Origin of the sequence: Micromonospora sp. WMMD729, assembly GCF_049315225.1 — a bacterium.
Lineage (GTDB): Bacteria > Actinomycetota > Actinomycetes > Mycobacteriales > Micromonosporaceae > Micromonospora.
In genome coordinates this window covers 4516141-4534053 of the sequence record NZ_CP186059.1, presented here as the reverse complement: position 1 = coordinate 4534053, position 17913 = coordinate 4516141, and the positions used below count along the sequence as shown (strand labels likewise).

The window sequence follows — 17913 nt, the reverse complement described above, 5'->3', positions numbered from 1 at the left end:
TCGGAGGATCGATGGCGATTGTGCTGCTCACGTCGGGTGCCACGCTCGGCACCCACGTGCCGGCCCTCATCCTCGCCGGCCGGTTGCGCGCCCTGGGGATCGAGGTGCGCGTCGACGTGTTCGAGCGACTGCTGCGCGCCGACGAACTCGACCGGCTGCGGACCGCCAAGCGGGCGTTCCGCGACAACTTCAAGCTCGCGGTGGCCGCCCAGCGGATGGTGCGCGACCAGGCGCCGGCGCTCGACGAGACCGCTGTCGACGCGCTGCTGGACCGGTGGCGGGCCGCCGACGTCGACCAGTTGGTGATCTTCTCGGGCTTCTGGGTGCCGGTGGTCGAGCGGTACGAGGCGACGGCGGCGGGGCCGACCCGCGTCGACATCTGCCACCTCGACGCCGCCTCGACCGCCTCGTTCAACCTCTTCCGTTCGCGCACCGAGCACTACCGGCACGTCTGGATGTTCGACGCCGAGCGCGGCACCGCGCCCACCAGCATCCGCGTCGGCGACGAGGAGCCGGTGCCGTGGGCGCGACGGGAGCACCGCCTGCTGGCGCACGGCGGCGGCTGGGGGTTGGGCACCTACCGGTCCCGGGCCGCCGACCTGGCCCGCGCCGGGCTGCTCGTCGACGTGGTGACCCACGACCCGGCCGACGTGGCCGACCTGCCGCCGGGCTGCCGGGCCTTCATGATCGATCCCGGTTGGGAGGCGTGGCAGGACGGCGGCTTTCCCCCGTTCGGCGAGATCCTTGCCGACGGCACGGTGCGGTACCGCCGAGGCCACGCCCACCACGACTCGTTCGACCTGGCCCGGCACCGCGTCGCGATGCTCTGCAAGACCGGCGGGGGCACCCTGATCGACTCGCTCTGGTCGGCCACGCCGATTGTCCTGCTGGCGCCCTTCGGCGCGCACGAGCAGGTCAACGCCGACCTGTGGCGCAGGCTGGGCTACGGCGTCACCGAACAGGAGTGGCGCGACAGTGGATACTCGCTGGACCTGCTGGAATCGCTGCACCGCAACCTGCTGACCGCCCGCGCGGGAACCACCGACTACGCCGCCGAGCTGGCCGCCCGAGCCACCCAGGCCGAGGTCCCGGGGTGAGCGCGGTGTCCGCCCCGGCCACGGTGGTCGTCGGCGCCGACGGGTTCATCGGCGGGCGCCTGTGCCGTGCGCTCGAACGCCGGGGCCGGCCCCCGTGCCGGGTGCCCCGACCGCGCAGCACCGCCGACGAACACCGCTGCGCCGACACCATCCGCCGGGCCGACGTGGTCTTCTACGCCGCCGGCACCATCACGCCGGGTCGCGCGGCCGCCCGGCCCGAACTCATCGACCTCGATCAGCGGGCCCTCGACGCGGCGTTGGAGGCGTGCAAGCTGGGTGCCCGCCGTCCCACCTTCGTCCTGCTGGGATCGGGCGGAACGGCGTACCGGCCGGACCTGCCGGCGCCGCTGGACGAGACCTGCCCGCTCGGTTCGGACAGCGTCTACGGCCGGGCCAAGCTGGCCCAGGAGCGGGCCCTGAGCGACGCCGCGGACCACCTGTGCCCCGTCGTGCTGCGGCCGTCCAACGTGTACGGCCCCGGCCAGCGGGCCCGAGGTGGTCTCGGCGTGGTGTCCCACTGGCTGCGGGCCGCCGCCGCCCGACAACCCCTCCAGGTGTACGGCGACCCGGCGACCCGGCGCGACTACGTCTACATCGACGACGTGGTGGCCGCCCTGCTGGCGGTCGGGGAGCGGCACCGGGACCCGCACGCCCGCGCGGCGCTCGACGGCACGGTCCTCAACATCGGCGCCGGCCGTCCCACCTCCCTCGCCGAACTGCTGGAGGTGGTGACCGCCACCGTCGGCCGACCGTTGACCGTCCGGTACGCGGACCGGCGGAGCTTCGACCGACGCGACGTGTGGCTGGACGTGCGCCGGGCGGCGGCGCTGCTGGGCTGGCGTCCCGGCACCGACCTGCGGGCCGGCGTGGCGCGTACCTGGGCGGCGCTGACCGGCCCGAACGCCTGAGCCCCGGCCCGGCGCGACCGGGGCGTGGTCAGGGCTGGTGGGCCGGTTCCGGGGTGGGCGCGAAGTCCCGCATGCCGCGCAGCGGGGAGAAGTAGACCCACAACCCGGACGCCCAGACGCCGAGCGCGGCGATCACCAGGGTCTCGCGTACGCCGAGCCAGGTGCCGAGCGCGCCGCCGAGGACCGCGCCGATCGGCAGGGCGCCCCACACGATCCAGCGCACCCCGGCGGTGAGCCGACCGAGCAGTTCCGGCGGACACATCTGCTGCCGGTAGCTGATCTGCGCCGCGTTGTAGATCGCGCAGAGCGCGGCGAACCCGGTCATGCCGACGGTGTAGAACGCGACCCGCCAGCCCGGCTCGGCCAACGGCACGAGCAGCATCGTCCAGCCGAGACCGAGCAGCGAGACCCAGATGATCCGGGCGGTGCCGACCCGCCGGGCCAGCCGACCGGAGGCGAGGCCACCGGCGATGCCGCCGGCCGTGCCCAGCGCCAACTGGACGGCCACCTCGGCCGGCGTCAGCTTCAGGACCCGGACCAGGTAGATGACCGATAGGGCGTAGATCACCTGGCTGAACACGTTCAGGGTGCCGCTGGCGGCCACGATCTTGCGGAGCACCGGGTGGCGGAACGCGAAGGCGAGTCCGGCGGAGATCTCCTCGCGCAGCCGGGGCCGGGGGCCCTCCGGCGCCGTCAGCTCCGGTTCCGACCTGCGGATCAGCAGCAGCGACACGGCGCTGACCGCGAACGACGCGGCGTCGATGAGCACGGTCCGCGCCGCGCCGAAGAGCGCGACCAGGCCGCCGCCGAGGCCGATACCGGCGACCTGCGCCACCGAGTACGTCGTGCTGAGCTTGCCGTTGGCGTCGAGGAGCTGGTCGGAGCGCACCACCGTCGGCAGGTAGCACTGGTAGGCCACCTCGAAGAAGACCGAGCAGACGCTGCACAGGGCGGCCACCACCCAGAGCTGGGCCATGGTGAGCTGCCCGGCGAAGAACGCCATCGGGATGGTGGCCATCGCGGCGGCCCGCAGCAGGTTGCAGAGGACCATCAGTCGCCGCTTGCGCATCCGGTCCACGATCACCCCGGCCGGCAGCGCGACGAGCAGGTACGCGGCCATCCCGGCGGCCTGGAGCAGGCTCACCGAGAACGTGGACGCGTTCAGCACGGACACCGCGATGAGCGGGACCGCGAGGGTGGACACGGCGGACCCGGTCTCACTGAGGGTCTGGCCGGTCCACAGGGTCATGAAGTCCCGGTGCCGCCAGAGGCTGGGCGTCGCTCCGGCGGTGGTGGGTGGCGCGGTGGTGGTCATGCGACGTCCCTCGGGGCCGCCCCGACCAGCTCCGACAGGTCGTTGCGCATGGCGACGAGCAGCGCCTCCAGCTCCTGGCGGCGATAGCCGTCGCGGATCACCCGTACGGTCAGCCGGACCGTCGAGTCGGCGCTGGCCATCAGGTAGAAGTCCGGCCCGGTCGAGCGGATCGGCACGTGCCACTCGATCCGCGACTCCTGGATCTCGGCCGGCGGGCTGACCACCATGGGCGGGAGCAGGAACGTGAAGTGGTAACCCGGGTCGAGCGGCCCGCCCGCGCGTTCGATGTCCTCGCGGATGCCCGCCACCGCGTCCGGGTCGTAGACGCCGTGCTTGAGCGCCCGCATGTTCCGCACGTACAGGGTGCGCGCGGTCTGCGCGAACGCCTCGTCCGGCTCGGGCGCGGCGAGCAGCGGCACCCACTGGTTCATCGACGTGACGAGCGAGGTGACCGCCGGGTCGAAGCGGTTGGACGACATGGGGTAGAGCAGTGCCGGTGTGTCGGTCGTGCCGGCCCGGATGAGGGCGCGGCAGTACGCGGTCAACAGCACCGCCGCGACGGTGACGCCGATGCCGCGCGCCCCGGCGCGGAGCATCGGCTCGGGGATGCCGGTGTGCATCGTCGCCCGCAGCACCGGACCCGGTGCGGGTGGAGTCCGCCGGGGCGCCGCCGACAGGGTCTTGCGCCAGTACGACTCGGCCGCGAGCAGCGCCGCGTCCAGGTCCCCGGAGCGTTGCCGGGTGGCCAGGTCGGTCGGCTGCGGGGCGGGCGGCAGGTCCTCGCCGGCCAGCAGCGCGGCGAAGTCCCGTTCCATCGTGTTGATGCCCGCGCCGTCGGCCGCCATGTGGTGGATGACGACCATCAGCGCGCGGGGGCCGTCGTCGCCCTCGGCCAGCCACACCCGCCAGGGCAGGTCGGTGGTGAGGGTGAACGGTCGCTGGATCTCCTCGGTCTCGATCCGGGACATCGTCGTCTCGCCGTCCGGCTGGCGCACCGCCGCGACCACGTCGGCGGCGGAATGCACTGCGACGCGCTGCCGTGGGTCCTTCGGATCATCGACGTCGAAGGTGGTGCGCAGCGAGGCGTGTCGCATGCCGAGCGCGCCGACCGCCCGCCAGACCTGCGCCACGGTCACGCCTTCCGCCAACGACCAGGAGAAACAGAGGTTGCCCTCCCACCACTTCTCCGGCTGCATTCGCTCGATGTCCCGCCACACGGAGAGTTGGCCGAGGGTCATCGGGTAGGTCGCTTCCGGGGTCACACCTGGTCCTTCCCGAGCGGGAACGGTTGTGCTGCTCGGTGAGCGTGTGCCGCTTCGCGACACACGCTCACCGAGCCGAAAGGAAATGGGTCTGCGTCAGCCGGCCGAGTTGTTCTTCATCGCGACACCTCCCGAGAGAATGGTTGTCGGAAGTGAGGCCGTGGCCCTACGCCGTGCTTAGGGGTGCATGGCGCGCGTCGCCGTCAAATGACGGTCGGAATCGCTGTGCAGTAATCCGATCGACGAATGGTTGAGCCGGCAGACAATTGTCCAGGTCGGATTCGGGGTGCATTCCACGGCAGCGCCGCAGTGCCCCTAGCCAGCATGGACGATGGCCGTCCGAGCGGAGCATTCGGTGGCGGATTGACTTCCAGTGATGGCCATGGAGTCGCGCACGGGCGAATGCAGTAAGCGAACCGATTCCCCCGATACGTGACCCCGCCTCGGTTAGCAGGACTCCCACAGCATTCCGGTGACCTATGCCCGTGTCAACCCTCATATTGATCGATCTTGCTGTCTTGACCTGTATGGCCGGCGTGATTACGGTCGGGGTGACGGGCGTGTGCATCGCGCCCCGTCACGGGGGAGTCACAATGAGTGCGACAGTCCTTTTCGGGTCGTCGGCGACAACGGTCGGCCCGACATGACCGGGCCGGGGCAGGCCCTGGTCGTCGGTGCGGGAATCGCCGGCACGGCCGTCGCGCTGGTGCTGCGCCGCACCGGCTGGCGGGTGACCGTTCTGGAGGCCCGGCCGGCGGGCGAGCGACCACTCGGCTCGTCCCTGAGTCTCGCCGACAACGGCCGCGCCGTGCTGCGCGACCTGGGTCTGCTCGCCGAGGTCGAGGCCGCCGGCACGCCCACCCACCGCATCTCCTTCCACGACCACCGTGGCCGGGAGATCGGCAGCAACGACCAGGTGAGTACGCTGATCCGCCGCGACCGGCTCGGCCGGGTGCTGCGTGACGCGGCCCGCCGGGCCGGTGTCCGGATCGTCGAGGAGGCGCGGGTCGTCGGGCTGGGCGACGACGGGCCGGACGGGGTCGTCGCCGCTCTCGCCGATGGGTCGCGGCACACCGGCGAGCTGTTGGTCGGCGCCGACGGCGTGCACTCGTACACCCGTCGGTGGCTGTTCCCGGAGCACCCGCCGGCACGGTTCACCGGAGTGCTCGACGGCGGCGGGTCGGCCCCCGCGGTGGCCGGGGTCGCGCCCGACGGGGTGCTGCGCCTGACCTTCGGCGGCAACGCGTTCTTCGGGTACCAGGCGCTGCCGGGTGGCGAGGTGGTCTGGTTCCAGAGCATGGCGGTCGCCGACGGCGGCACCACGGGCCCCCGGGCCGATCCGATGGACCGGTGGCGGGACCGGCTCGTCGCGCTGCACGGCGGCGACCATCCGCCCATCCCCGCCATCCTCGACGCCAGCACCGGCCCGGTCATCCGCTGGCCGGTGCACGACCTCGACCCGCCGCAGCGGTGGCACCGGGGGAGGGTGTGCCTGGTCGGGGACGCGGCGCACGCGATGCCACCGCACGACGGGCAGAGCAGCTCCATGGCGCTGGAGGACGCCCTCGTCCTCGGGCGCTGCCTCGCCACCGCCGACGACGTCGGTGCCGCCTTCGACAGCTTCCAGCAGCTCCGGGAGCCACGGGTGGCGACGGTCGCCGGGCTGGCCCGGCGTACCGGCAGCCTGAAGTTCCCGACCGGCGCGCGGGAGCGGCGGGCCCGCGACGCCGTACTGGCGATGTTCATCCGGTCCGGCGTGGCGGCGTCCGAGGGGGTCAGCCGATACCGCCTGCCGGGGCCGACGGGCTCGCCCGCCGCAACTCGGTCAGCTCGTGATCCAGCAGGTCGGCCAGTCGCTCGAACCGGTCCGGACGATCCTCGCGGGTGATACCCCGGCTGGGCATCTCGACCGTCATCAACAGGTACAGGTGCAGGCGGTAGAGGCTGAGCCGCCGCAGGGCCGACTCGTCGAAGACCACCGGATCGGTCGAGGCGGCCCGGTAGCCCCGCAGGAACGGGTTGTCCGGCTCGTCCTCCACCCGTCGGTAGATCAGCGGCGACACCAGGTCCATCAGCGGGTCGCCGAAGAGGAACCGCTCACCGTCCACGATGCCGCGCAGGTGCAGGGCTGGCGGTCCGGAGCCGGCTTCGGGCTCGGGTTGCGGTTCGGCGAGCACGTTGCCGTCCCAGCCGTCGAAGTGCAGCAGCGCCGGCCGGCGTACCTCGTCCAGCATCGACGCGTACCGCTCGGGCAGCTCCCGGATCTGCTCCGGCGCGACGGGCAGCGGGACGGCCCAGTCCGCCGCGTCGGCCAGCAGCCCGTCGAGCATGCCGGCGAACGCCTCCCGCCACGTCGCGCCGCTCGCCCGAGGACCGTCGTACCCGTAACGGTTCCCGCTCACCCGGTGCAGTGCGGCGATCGCGGCCCCGAAGTCGTACCGGGCCGGGGTGTCGTCGAGGTGCTGCTCGGACTCCGTCCACTCCCGCAGCGAGCGGCCGGGAAGCAGGCCGCTGACCAGCCACTCGCCGAGTTCCGGATGGTCGCCGTGGTGTAGCAACGGCGGCACGGGCACCTGCGGCGCGTGCGTGGACACCAGCCGGAAGTACCGCGCCTCGGCCGCGCACAGGCCCCGCTCGTAGCGCAGCAGCGGCACGTCGGGCCGGGGTGCCACCTTCAGCACCACCTCGCGCCCGTCGTCTAACGCCACCCACCAGACGGTCGCGAAGCCACCCCCGGTGATCGGCCCACAGTCCGCCATCCCGTGGCCCGCGCCGAAGGACGCCGCCACGTAGCGACGTACCTGATCGTGGTCCAGTGGCCGCTGCGTGCGGCTCAGCGCTTCCACCCCGGCGTACCTTCCTCCCCGCTCGTGACGCCCGCCAGCGTGCCAGATTCGTCGGAAAATTACCGTCCTGGTACGCCCCGGTCGTCCCCGTCCGGCGCGGCGTTGTCGGCGACCTGCGCGGCCGCCGCGAGGACGCCGTCCCGCTCCTGCTCGGTACAGCCCTCATCTTCGAGCAGCCCGAGCAGCAACACCGTCCGGGCGACGATCGCCGGCGCGTCGTCGGGCACCGGGGACCGTTCGCCGAGCGCCGCCCACACCACCGCCTCGGCCAGCGCCGGATCGACGTCGGTCCCGGTGACGTCGTAGCGTTCCCGCGCCGACGCCACGAACCGGATCACCGGCGCCCGGTCCTGCCCGGCCACGAACCGCCGCCGCACGGCCACCAGCAGCGCCCCGGCGAGCAGGTCCGCGTACCGCCGCCAGTCCGCCTCGGTGAACCGGCGCAGCCGCCGCTCGTACCCGCGCAGCCGTCCCGCCAGCAGACCGCGCAGCGCCGCGTGCGGGTCGGTCACCACCGTCGCCTCCTGCTCATCGTGGCGGGCCTCCTTCGGGCCGCCAGGCTCATCGCCACCCGGCATCCCTGCGCGAGCTCGCTGGTGCTCGCGGTGCTTCTCGGCACGGACGGCGCGGGGTCCGCGCCCACGCCGGTCAACGCCGCCACCGAGCGGTCGATGCGGCGGCCGCCGACCGCGAGCCGCGTGACGACCAGGTCCAACCGGGTGATGGCCGCCGCGAACCGCCGGGCCGCGACCACGTCCGCCGCACTGGGGGTACGCCGCAACCGGTCCTCGGCGTACACGGTGTGGCGGCTTCGCGGCGGGTCCTCGGCGGTCCCGTCGGGGCTGTCCCGCAGCCGGTCCTCGACCGTCCCGACGTGGCTGCGCCGCAACCGGTCCTCGGCCGCCGCCAACCGCCATCGGGCACGGGCGGCCAGTGTGGCGGCCCGGTCGGCGTCGGCCCGAGCTGCGCGCAACCCGGCGATCAGCTCGCCCGCCGTCGCGGTGGTCGCCGACGCCCGGTCGGCGGCCAGGCCGGCGTAGACGTCACCGAGTGCCCGCCAGCACTCGGTGACCGCCTCCTGCCAGGGCAGCCGCCGGCCGGGTGCACCCGCGCCGTGCAGCTGCGCCCCGGCCCGGTCGGCGGCGGCGATCGTGGCCAGCCAGGCGTCGCGCAGGTCGTCCACCGCGTCGTCGTGTCGTACCCGTGTGGCCTGCTGCCCGTCGCACGGACCCGGCGGTTCGCCGTTCACTGCTCGGCTCACTGCTCGGCCTCGGCGGTGGCCTTGACCAGGCGGGCGAAGAGGACGTCGGTGCACGGGTAGTCCGCTCCGCAGCCGCACACCCACCTGCGGACGACGCGCGGCGGGTGGGCGAAGAGTGTGTCGTCGGCGTCCTCGACGTCCTGCGCGGACACGAGCCGCCTGGCCGGCGGGGGTGCGGCGGGTGGTGGGTCGGTGGGCTGGTCGTCGGGTCGATCGGGCATCGGGTACTCCCGTCCGGTCGTCTCCTCGCTGGTCGCGCCCGGCCGGACGGGGGGACCGACCGACCGGGCGCCTTACCTGTGCGGTGGGGAAGGACCAACTCCGGTTTGCAGACCTGGGAGCCGGTCGATTGGAGCTTTACACAACTAGTCACGGATAGCAAGCACGACAACACGTTACTTGTCATGAGTAGTTGCGCGTGATCAAATGGCGGGGCAGACCTGGGAGTCCATATGCCCGTCAAACCGAAGTGGGAACAGCTCGCGGATCACATCCGGAGTCAGATCGAGTCCGGAGAACTCGCCCCGGGCGACAAGTTGCCGTCCACGATGCAGCTCAAGACTCAGCACGGCGTGTCGACGACCGTGGTGCGGCAAGCCATCCTGGTGCTTCAGACCCAAGGCTGGGTGCAGGGCGTGCACGGCCTCGGCGTGTTTGTCGCCGATCGTTGACCGTTCGGCGTCCGCTGTCGCGGTGAATCCTTCGAGATGATGGACAGTTGCCGTTGGCTGGGTCGGGTCTCTTGATCACTTGATGCCTACCAGTTCGTCGAGCGACTGCGGGGACTGGTGAGCATCAAGTGATCTTCGTGAACGATGTCCCGCGGCTCACGGTCGCGCGATCGAATGGTCGCGCTGAGTGCGCGGATCTCGTACGCTCCCTTGTGGTCTCCGCCGGTGCGGTGGTGGAGGCGATGGTCGACCAGGGGGAGGGTGCGCGTGAGCGCAGCACAGATCATCGCGAAGTTGGCGGCAGCGTCGCAGAAGCTCGAAGAGGCGAAGGCCAAGACCGCAGCGGCAGCCCAGGACGCGGCCGAGGCGCGCACTCTGGTCGCCGGCGCGCTGGAGGGCGTCGCCGCCGGGCCGCTGGTCGGCATGATCGACGCGTACCGGCAAGCATTGGCGCAGGCGTCCCAGGGCGGTGAGCCGGCCAAGCAGCACGTCCAGGAGACGATCGCCAAGGTCCGCGCGCTGGGAAACTGACCACGGGTGGTGGTGGCGCAACCCACCAACCACCCGTAGCAGCCGACATCACCCTGCGACCGGCGATTCCACCGTCGGCGCGAGCCGGCATTCCCAACCCGAGTGGCCTGTCTCCCGTCGTCCGGGAGAGAAGTGCCACCGAGGCTCCGACTCCGACGCGCAGGGAGCGCGTAAGTCCCGAGGCTGTCGCTCTCGGCGGTTCGGTCGCTTCGACTGCCTGGGCTACCTTCGTCGAGTTTCTGCCGCTCGTGCCCAAGGCCATCGGCGGCGTTCTGATCGCGGGTGTGGCGACGACGGGTGCGTACAAGGCATGGCAGGCTAGGCATCGACAACAGAGGAGCCGGGATGAGGATTGATGACCGCACCGAGCAACTCGTTCGTGACACCCTTCACTGGGTGGTCAAGCGGGACGCGGACGGGTTTGACGCGGCACTGAAGTCCTTTCCGGACCAGGCAACGCGGGAAGCAGCGCTCACGTTGGTGGTGGCGGTCTGCGGCTTCGTCCTCATGGACCTGCATGGCGCTAGGCCCACGCCTCAGCAAGTTGCCGTACTGGCCGAGGAGATCGGCCGCATGGAGTCCTGGGCGTCGGTTAGCGCAGATGAGGTCGCCGCCTTCATGAACGCGGTTGTCGGCGGTAGGTCCTTGACCGAGGACCTGGCCCCGGAGGACGTTGTGGTCCTGGGCTTCGTCGTCGCGGGCAGTTTGCTGTCCGCACGTCCGCTGCCGGAGGGGGAGTGGTGGTTCAACTACCTCGACAGGGTGGAGGCCGCGATTGAGGCCGCGGGGTAGCCGGGCCACCTCCCAGATCAGGGTCCGGCGAAGCTTGGCTTCCCGCCACCCCTGAGGCGAGCGACCTCTTCGGAGATCAGGTCGTCCGCGCTGACGATTCCCGCTGCCACGCTGCGAAGCTTGTCCTGCCAGATCTGGTCGAACTCAGCACCTTCCAGGGCAGCGTTCGCGGTTGCGAGACCGACGGCCGTTTCCGAATCTGCGACCTGCCGGGCGTAGTAGGTACGCATGAGATCAGTGCTGATCCTCGCCGAGGAGTTGGCCGCCTCGTGAAGTCCGCCCCGGGCGGCCCGCCAGGGAAGCTCGTCGTGCGTCATAACGGACAGTTGGCTCGTCGAGAACTTCCCGTACTGATACGTGACCCACCGGACGGTTCTACGTTCGCCCGGGGTCAGGTGGGACGCCTGCCCACGAGGCCAGTCAGACACCGTGAGTTGCCCACGGTGGTGCCGGTAGAGGGGCGGTACCACCGGTCCTTCCCGCCAAGCCTCGATCGGCTCGGGGAACAGCAAGGCACCCTCGCGCGCCAGATGCCACCCCTGGCAGTAGTAGACGAGCCTTTCCAGCTTCATGGCGGTGACGCTGCCGAGGTTGCCAAGCACCGTGGCAGCGACATCGTGCGCGGTAGCCATACGCCTACCAACTCCGAGCTACCGAAAGTGATGCTGTCAGATAGGTGTCACCGCGAGTGTCAGGGGCTGTGCTCTGCGGTGATCTTCCCTATCCTGACGTGTTCACCGCCGGCTAGCGACGTGGAGTGTCGTGGATCCTCGACAGGTACGACGTCTGGCAGAGCAGTCCGCCAACTTCGGATTCCTCCGTGATCACAAGCTACTGGTCTACTACGGAGCGAGCGCCGAGCTGCTCGTCTACGTCGACGCCCAGGCCGCGATGTTCAAGAGCCGTACCTTCGGTGACGAGCTTGCCAAGGAGCTGATCCGGCGTACCGGCGCGAAGCCGCAGAAGAACTTCTTCCAGCGGGTGCAGGCGCTGCACGCGGACGGCGCGTTCACCCCGGAGATCTACCGCGCGTTCGACCTGCTGCGTAACCAGGGCAACAAGGCCGTACACGATCATCTGGGTGAGGTCCGCGCGGCGCTCGACATGTTGCGAACCTGCTTCGAGCTGGGCGTGTGGTTCCATCGGGCGCTGACCGGCGACCGCGCACCGATCGGCTTCGTGCCCCCGACGCCACCTGCCCGCCAGGTGCCGCAGAGCATCGCGGACGGCCTCCAGGCGGAGATCCAGCGCTACAAGGACGAGCTGGCCGAGACCAAACTCCTCCTGGAGGGTAAGGCGTCACTGGCCCAGGCCCAGGCCGATGCGGTGGTCGCCGCGGACCGTGCCGTTCGTGATGCCGACGCCCGTCGTGACCAGGCCGCGGCCCTGGTGGCCAGCTTGACACCGTCTGCCGAGGCCGAACAGGCGGCGCTCGACAGCAAGGCGACGCCGAAGGTCTCGGCCGCCCGGCGGGAGGAGTTCATCGCCCGCGCGCGTCGGGCCTCGCACGAACCGCTCAACGAGATGCAGACCCGGGTCGAGATCGACCGGCAGTTGGGCGCGGCGGGCTGGATCGTCCAGGACGAGAGCCAGATCAACCTGTACGCGGGCACCGGTGTCGCTGTTCGGGAAGTGACCCTCGCGGCCGGCCGGGCCGACTACCTGCTCTACGTCAATCAGCGTCTGGTGGGCGTGATCGAGGCCAAGCGGGAGGGGACCGCGCCGCGAGGCGTGGAGGCGCAACTCGATCGCTACCTCAACGGGCTCACCGCCGCGCAAAAGCTCGCCGCCTGGCGTCGGGACGATCCGCTGCCCTTCGGCTACGTCGCCACGGGTACCGAGACGGCCTTCGTCAACCGGCTCGACCCGTTCCCGCGTACGCGCGAGGTATTTGCCTTTCACCGACCCGAGACGTTCGCACGGTGGATGCGGGAGGCCGACGACGACCCGGCGGCGCCGACGCTGCGTGCGCGGCTGCGGCGGATGCCGGCGCTGGACCGCCTCGGCCTGCGCCCGGCGCAGGTGGACGCCATCGACGGGTTGGAACGCTCCCTCGCCGAGGACCATCCGCGCTCGTTGATCCAGATGGCGACGGGTGCCGGCAAGACGTTCACCGCCGTAACCAGCAGCTACCGACTGCTCAAGCATGCTCGCGCCACGCGCATCCTCTTCCTGGTCGACCGAAACAACCTCGGCAAGCAGACCCTGCGGGAGTACGCGGGCTACCAGACCCCGGACGACGGGCGGAAGTTCACCGAGTTGCACAACGTCGACCGGCTGTCCGGGACCGGGATGCTCGACTCGTCCGCCGTGGTCATCTCCACCATCCAGCGGCTGTACGGCGCGTTGCGCGGTGACGACCTCCCTGATCCGGATCTCGACGATCGGGCGTTCGACGACTACGAGCTGGACGAGCCGGCCGAGGTCGCCTACAACCGGCTGCTGCCGCCGGAGACGTTCGACCTGATCGTGGTGGACGAGTGCCACCGCTCGATCTACGGCAAGTGGCGGGGTGTCATCGAGTACTTCGACGCCTTCGTGGTCGGGCTGACGGCGACGCCGGTCAAGCAGACGCTGGGGTTCTTCCAGCAGAACCTCGTCTCCGAGTACACCTATGAGCAGGCGGTTGCCGACGGGGTGAACGTCGGCTTCGACGTGTACCGGATCAAGACCGAGATCACCGAGAAGGGCGCTGACATCGAGGCCGGCACGGTTGTGCCGCTGCGCGACCGCCGCACCCGGGCCGAGCGCTACCAGGAGTTGGAGGACGACTTCACGTACGGCGGCAGCCAGGTCGGCCGTTCGGTGATCTCCAAGGGGCAGCTCAAGCTGGTGTTGGAGACGTTCCGGGAGAAGCTGTTCACGGAGATCTTCCCCGGTCGTACGACCGTGCCCAAGACGCTGATCTTCGCGCGAGACGACAACCACGCCGAGGAGATCGTGCAGATGGTCCGGCTCGTCTTCGGGCGGGGAAACGACTTCGCCGCGAAGATCACGTACGCCTCGCGCAAGGGTGGCGACAACCCGGACACCCTCATCCAGGCGTTCCGCAACAGCCCGGAGCTGCGCATCGCGGTGACCGTCGACATGATCGCCACCGGCACCGACGTACGCCCGCTGGAGTGCGTGTTCTTCCTCCGGCCGGTCCGCAGCGCCACCTACTTCGAGCAGATGAAGGGCCGTGGCGCCCGCACCATCGACGCTGCCGAATTCCAGGCCGTCACGCCCGACGCCGAGGTCAAGGACCGGTTCGTCATCGTCGACGCGGTCGGTGTCACCGAAGCCGACCTGGACGAGGCGGTGCCGCTGCAACGCCACTCGGAACGGCAGATCTCCCTGCGTGACCTGCTGAAGAAGGCCGGCACCCTGACCGCCGACGCGGACGAGGTAGCCACCCTCGCCGCTCGGCTGGCGCGGCTGGAGCAGCAGTTGACCGACGACGAGCGCGCCGAGCTGGCCGACCTCGCCGACCAGCCGCTCACCGGCATCGTGCGGGGCCTGGTCGACGCGGTCGCCCCCGAACAACTCAACCCCGCCAAGGAAGCCGGCCCGGACGCCGTACGCGACCTGCTGGCCGGCGCGCTGCGCCCGCTCGCCGCGAACCCGGCGCTGCGCGAACGCATCCTGGAAATCCGCCGCGCGCACGACATCACCATCGACGAGGTGAACGCGGACAAGCTGATCTCGGCGGCCGGCGTGCCGCCCGAGGAGCGCGCTCAGGTCACCGTGAAGAGCTGGCACGACTACCTGGAGCAGCACCGCGACGAGATCACCGCGTTGCAGGTCTTCTACGAGGGGCGCGGGAGGGTCGGGTACGCCGAACTCAAGGAGCTGGCCGCGCGGATCGCCCGCCCGCCGCAGGCGTGGACGCCGGAGTCGCTGTGGAAGTCGTACGTGCTGCTCGGCCGCACCTCGGACGCCCCCGGAAGCAGGGGAGTGACGGATCTTGTCAGCCTCATCCGGTATGAGTTGGGACTCGATCAAGAGCTGCGTCCGTACCGCAACCTCGTCGAGGAGCGCTTCCGTGGGTGGCTGCTCCGGCAGGAGCAGTCGGGCGCTACGTTCACTGCCGATCAGGCGTGGTGGCTGGAAAGGATCAAGGACGTGATAGCGGTCAGCGTGGAGATCACCCCCGACGACCTGGAGGGCGCGCCGTTCAGCGAGCGTGGCGGGATCGATGGGTACGCGGGCGCGTTCGGCAAGCGCGCCGAGCCGCTGCTCAACGAGCTGAACCAGGAGCTGTCGGCGTGACCGACCTGCCCGCAGGCTGGATCTGGGTTGACCTGGCTGATGTCGCGGACGTTCAGGGTGGAATCCAGAAGCAGGCCAAACGGCGGCCGGTGCTGAATAAATATCCGTTCCTGCGGGTGGCTAATGTGCACCGAGGTAAGCTGGATCTTGCTGACGTGCACGAGGTGGAGCTATTCGATGGCGAGCTGGAGCGCTTTGAGTTGCGGCGTGGGGATCTTCTGGTCGTCGAGGGAAACGGCAGCCCGGACCAGATCGGCCGTGCCGCGACCTGGGACGGCAGCATTGATAGATGCGTGCACCAGAACCACTTGATTCGTGTCCGCCCAACTGGTGCGCTCCTGCATGATTTCCTTGAGCTTGTCTGGAACTCGCCTCTGGTGGCGCGCCACCTTCGTGAAGTCGCAGGCTCCACAAGCGGGCTCTACACGCTGAGTGTCGGAAAGCTGAAGTCGGTGCGACTCCCACTGCCGCCGCTCGCCGAGCAGCGGCGAATTGTAGCCACTCTTGAATATCACCTCTCCCGTAGCGGTGCTGCGTCAGCGCTATTGCAGGCGGCGCATCGGAGGTCGGCGAGGCTTCGGCAGCGCATAGTATCCGCAATTGTCGAACCGACTGAGCGATCGGGCTCGGATGAAGCGTTAGTCACAATAGGTGATCTTGCGACTGTCGTACGGAACGGCATCTTCGTGTCGCGGGCAGGGATTGAGCCCAACGGGGTGCCGATCCTGCGAATTGGTGCCGTGCGCCCGCTTCTGCTAGACCGCTCTGATCTGCGCTATACCGGTTTAAGTGCGGACGAGTTGGGGGCAATCAATCAATTGGTGCGTGAAGGGGACCTTCTTTTTACGCGATACAATGGCAGCCGAGACTATGTCGGAGCGTGCGCCGTCGTCCCCCCTGCCGTGGGAGAGTTGACTTATCCAGACAAGCTTATCAGAGTTGTTTTGGACCGGAGTCGTGCATGTCCCGAATATGTCGCGATGGCATGCAGTGTTGGTCGTGGGCGTCGGCAGATTGAAGCAATGATAAAGACGACGGCAGGCCAGGCGGGAATCTCAAATCGAGACCTCAAATTGGTGGAATTGAGCCTGCCTTCAGTTGAGGAGCAGGCTGAGCGCGTGGCTCGCTATAAGCTGGTGGACGCCGAGCTGAAACGGGTTGAGGAATCGCTGACTCAGCTAGTTCAGCGCGATGCATGGTTGAGGAATTCCTTGCTTTCGGAGGCGTTCAACGGAAGGTTGGGGGCGCAGGATTTCAACGACGAGCCAGCATCGGAGCTGCTTAGCCGCATCAAGGCCGAACGGGCAGCTACATCCGCACCGTCCAAACAGAAGACCCGCTCACGGCGTACCCAGAAAGAGCTGGCGGCTCCGCCGACCAGGGTGACCGGCGACGATTATCAGCAGGAGGCACTGCCGCTGTGAGCACTGTGGATTCGCGCCGGCTGGTGCAGAAGCTCTGGAACTACTGCGACGTGCTGCGTGACGACGGCGTCTCGACCATCGACTACGTGGAGCAGTTGACGTTCCTGCTGTTCCTCAAGATGGCCGACGAGCGGGCCAACCGCCAGATCCGTCCCGAGCAGATCGTGCCGGACGAGCTGAGTTGGCAGACGCTGCTCGATGCCGAGGGCGATGCCTTGGAGGTGCAGTATCGGCACATCCTGACCGGGCTGGCCCGCGAGGGCGGCACGCTCGGGACGATCTTCCGCAAGGCGCAGAACAAGATCCAGGATCCGGCGAAGCTGAAGCGGCTGATCGTCGACCTGATCGACAAGGAAGAGTGGTCGGGGACGGGCGTCGACGTCAAGGGTGACGCCTACGAGGAGTTGCTGGCCAAGGGCGCCGAGGACACCAAGTCGGGTGCGGGGCAGTACTTCACCCCGCGCGCGTTGACCGCCGCCATGGTGGACTGCATGCAGCCGACCCCCGACGACACGATCACCGACCCGGCCTGCGGCACCGGTGGTTTCCTGCTCGCCGCTTTCGACTTCATCCAGCGCCACCACGGCAGCGACCTCACGCCGGACCAGCGGCGGCGGCTCGCCAACGGAGCGATCACCGGCACCGAACTGGTCGACGGCACCGCCCGTCTCGCCGCGATGAACATGCTGCTGCACGGCATCGGCACCCCCAGCGGTGAGTCCCTGATCGCGATCAGAGATGCGCTCGGCAAGGAACCGGACCGGCGCTACAGCCTGGTCCTCGCGAACCCGCCGTTCGGCCGCAGCTCCTCGATCCGGATGGTCGGCGAAGACGGCCGCTCCACGCGCGAGGAGCGGGAGATCGAGCGGAACGACTTCTGGGCCACGACCGCCAACAAGCAGCTCAACTTCGTCCAGCACATCGCGTCACTGCTGGAGATCGACGGCCGGGCCGCAGTCGTCCTGCCCGACAACGTGCTCTTCGAGGGCGGCGCGGGCGAGACCATCCGCCGCCGGCTGCTCAAGCAGTACGACCTGCACACCATGCTGCGCCTGCCCACCGGCATCTTCTACGCCGGCGGGGTGAAGGCCAACGTGCTGTTCTTCGAGCGCAAGCGCGCCCGCGAAGAGCCGTGGACCCAAAAGCTCTGGGTGTACGACTTCCGCACCAACCAGCACTTCACGCTGAAGCAGAACCCGTTGCGCCGTGAACACCTCCAGGACTTCGTCGACTGCTACCTGCCGGGCAAGGACCGCACCGAGCGGGTCGAGACCGAACGGTTCAAGCCCTTCTCGTATGAGGAGTTGATTGCCCGGGACAAGGTGAACCTCGACATCACCTGGCTCAAGGACGCCTCCCTGGAGGACGCCGACGCCCTACTGCCACCGGAGGTCATCGCGCAGGAGATCGTCGAGGACCTGGAGGCGGCCTTACGGGAGTTCGCGGCCATCGCGGAAGCCTTGACCGCGTCGAAGGTGCGGCAGAATCCGAGCTGATGCGTCCGCTTCGTAGTGCTGGGTGCGATGAAGCTGGGGCATGGGGCGCGGTCAATCAG

General features: G+C 69.6%; 16 protein-coding genes. 9 read left to right on the top strand and 7 right to left on the bottom strand.

The window, feature by feature from the left end; translation table 11 throughout:
- The first annotated feature begins 11 nt into the window (after positions 1–11).
- Together ACN263_RS20585 and ACN263_RS20580 are read left to right on the top strand one after the other, a co-directional pair.
- The gene (locus tag ACN263_RS20585) at positions 12–1097 is read left to right on the top strand and encodes a hypothetical protein (protein ID WP_422736004.1); all 1086 of its coding nucleotides are present in this window, start codon (positions 12–14) and stop codon (positions 1095–1097) included.
- Entirely contained in the window at positions 1094–2005 is a 912-nt protein-coding gene (locus ACN263_RS20580) for an NAD-dependent epimerase/dehydratase family protein (RefSeq protein ID WP_422736003.1), read from the top strand. Before ACN263_RS20585 ends, ACN263_RS20580 begins: the two co-directional genes overlap by 4 nt.
- Before the next feature lie 28 nt (positions 2006–2033).
- Here ACN263_RS20580 and ACN263_RS20575 read toward each other — a convergent pair whose 3' ends face one another.
- Together ACN263_RS20575 and ACN263_RS20570 are read right to left on the bottom strand one after the other, a co-directional pair.
- Positions 2034–3320, bottom strand: coding sequence for an MFS transporter (locus ACN263_RS20575; RefSeq protein WP_422736002.1), 1287 nt, complete (start codon positions 3318–3320; stop codon positions 2034–2036).
- Positions 3317–4582, bottom strand: a complete 1266-nt coding sequence (locus tag ACN263_RS20570) for a condensation domain-containing protein (protein WP_422736001.1) — start codon at positions 4580–4582, stop codon at positions 3317–3319. The genes ACN263_RS20575 and ACN263_RS20570 overlap by 4 nt, the downstream gene beginning before the upstream one ends.
- A 643-nt stretch (positions 4583–5225) precedes the next feature.
- On the opposite strand from ACN263_RS20570, the gene ACN263_RS20565 reads away from it, so the two are divergent.
- On the top strand, positions 5226–6470 hold the full coding sequence (locus ACN263_RS20565; RefSeq protein ID WP_422736000.1) for an FAD-dependent oxidoreductase: 1245 nt from the start codon (positions 5226–5228) through the stop codon (positions 6468–6470).
- On the opposite strand, the gene ACN263_RS20560 is transcribed toward ACN263_RS20565, so the two are convergent.
- Genes ACN263_RS20560 through ACN263_RS20545 form a run of 4 tightly spaced genes read right to left on the bottom strand, consistent with a single transcriptional unit; the run spans position 6358 to position 8910 of the window.
- Positions 6358–7428: a phosphotransferase family protein gene (locus tag ACN263_RS20560; RefSeq protein WP_422735999.1), complete on the bottom strand. Its 1071-nt coding sequence runs from the start codon at positions 7426–7428 to the stop codon at positions 6358–6360. The genes ACN263_RS20565 and ACN263_RS20560 overlap by 113 nt on opposite strands.
- Before the next feature lie 59 nt (positions 7429–7487).
- Positions 7488–7943 (bottom strand): hypothetical protein, encoded by a 456-nt coding sequence (locus tag ACN263_RS20555; protein ID WP_422735998.1) that lies wholly within the window; start codon positions 7941–7943, stop codon positions 7488–7490.
- Entirely contained in the window at positions 7937–8689 is a 753-nt protein-coding gene (locus ACN263_RS20550) for a hypothetical protein (RefSeq protein ID WP_422735997.1), read from the bottom strand. The genes ACN263_RS20555 and ACN263_RS20550 overlap by 7 nt, the downstream gene beginning before the upstream one ends.
- Positions 8686–8910: a hypothetical protein gene (locus tag ACN263_RS20545; RefSeq protein ID WP_422735996.1), complete on the bottom strand. Its 225-nt coding sequence runs from the start codon at positions 8908–8910 to the stop codon at positions 8686–8688. Before ACN263_RS20545 ends, ACN263_RS20550 begins: the two co-directional genes overlap by 4 nt.
- A gap of 231 nt (positions 8911–9141) precedes the next feature.
- Here ACN263_RS20545 and ACN263_RS20540 point away from each other — a divergent pair, with 231 nt between their 5' ends.
- The 3 genes from ACN263_RS20540 (at position 9142) to ACN263_RS20530 (ending at position 10683) form a co-directional block, all read left to right on the top strand.
- Positions 9142–9360, top strand: coding sequence for a winged helix-turn-helix domain-containing protein (locus ACN263_RS20540; RefSeq protein ID WP_422735995.1), 219 nt, complete (start codon positions 9142–9144; stop codon positions 9358–9360).
- Between the two features lie 267 nt (positions 9361–9627).
- The gene (locus ACN263_RS20535; RefSeq protein ID WP_422735994.1) at positions 9628–9891 is read left to right on the top strand and encodes a DUF6244 family protein; all 264 of its coding nucleotides are present in this window, start codon (positions 9628–9630) and stop codon (positions 9889–9891) included.
- 345 nt (positions 9892–10236) lie between these two features.
- Complete coding sequence (locus tag ACN263_RS20530) at positions 10237–10683, top strand: hypothetical protein (protein WP_422735993.1); 447 nt, start codon at positions 10237–10239, stop codon at positions 10681–10683.
- A gap of 17 nt (positions 10684–10700) precedes the next feature.
- Here the strand turns inward: ACN263_RS20530 and ACN263_RS20525 are convergent, their stop codons facing one another.
- A complete protein-coding gene (locus ACN263_RS20525; protein WP_422735992.1) occupies positions 10701–11315 on the bottom strand; it encodes a Panacea domain-containing protein in 615 nt (204 codons plus the stop codon).
- 130 nt (positions 11316–11445) lie between these two features.
- Between ACN263_RS20525 and ACN263_RS20520 the strand changes: the two genes are divergently transcribed.
- Genes ACN263_RS20520 through ACN263_RS20510 form a run of 3 tightly spaced genes read left to right on the top strand, consistent with a single transcriptional unit; the run spans position 11446 to position 17854 of the window.
- Positions 11446–14934, top strand: a complete 3489-nt coding sequence (locus tag ACN263_RS20520) for a DEAD/DEAH box helicase family protein (protein WP_422735991.1) — start codon at positions 11446–11448, stop codon at positions 14932–14934.
- Entirely contained in the window at positions 14931–16358 is a 1428-nt protein-coding gene (locus ACN263_RS20515) for a restriction endonuclease subunit S (protein ID WP_422735990.1), read from the top strand. The genes ACN263_RS20520 and ACN263_RS20515 overlap by 4 nt, the downstream gene beginning before the upstream one ends.
- Positions 16355–17854 (top strand): type I restriction-modification system subunit M, encoded by a 1500-nt coding sequence (locus tag ACN263_RS20510; RefSeq protein ID WP_422735989.1) that lies wholly within the window; start codon positions 16355–16357, stop codon positions 17852–17854. Before ACN263_RS20515 ends, ACN263_RS20510 begins: the two co-directional genes overlap by 4 nt.
- Positions 17855–17913: the final 59 nt, after the last annotated feature.

Excerpts from the sequence above, each read along its gene's own strand:
- ACN263_RS20575 (WP_422736002.1), bottom strand. The coding sequence starts at position 3,320 with ATGACCACCACCGCGCCACCCACCACCGCCGGAGCGACGCCCAGCCTC.
- ACN263_RS20525 (WP_422735992.1), bottom strand. The coding sequence starts at position 11,315 with ATGGCTACCGCGCACGATGTCGCTGCCACGGTGCTTGGCAACCTCGGC.
- ACN263_RS20530 (WP_422735993.1), top strand. The coding sequence starts at position 10,237 with ATGAGGATTGATGACCGCACCGAGCAACTCGTTCGTGACACCCTTCAC.
- ACN263_RS20545 (WP_422735996.1), bottom strand. The coding sequence starts at position 8,910 with ATGCCCGATCGACCCGACGACCAGCCCACCGACCCACCACCCGCCGCA.
- ACN263_RS20585 (WP_422736004.1), top strand. The coding sequence starts at position 12 with ATGGCGATTGTGCTGCTCACGTCGGGTGCCACGCTCGGCACCCACGTG.
- ACN263_RS20540 (WP_422735995.1), top strand. The coding sequence starts at position 9,142 with ATGCCCGTCAAACCGAAGTGGGAACAGCTCGCGGATCACATCCGGAGT.
- ACN263_RS20565 (WP_422736000.1), top strand. The coding sequence starts at position 5,226 with ATGACCGGGCCGGGGCAGGCCCTGGTCGTCGGTGCGGGAATCGCCGGC.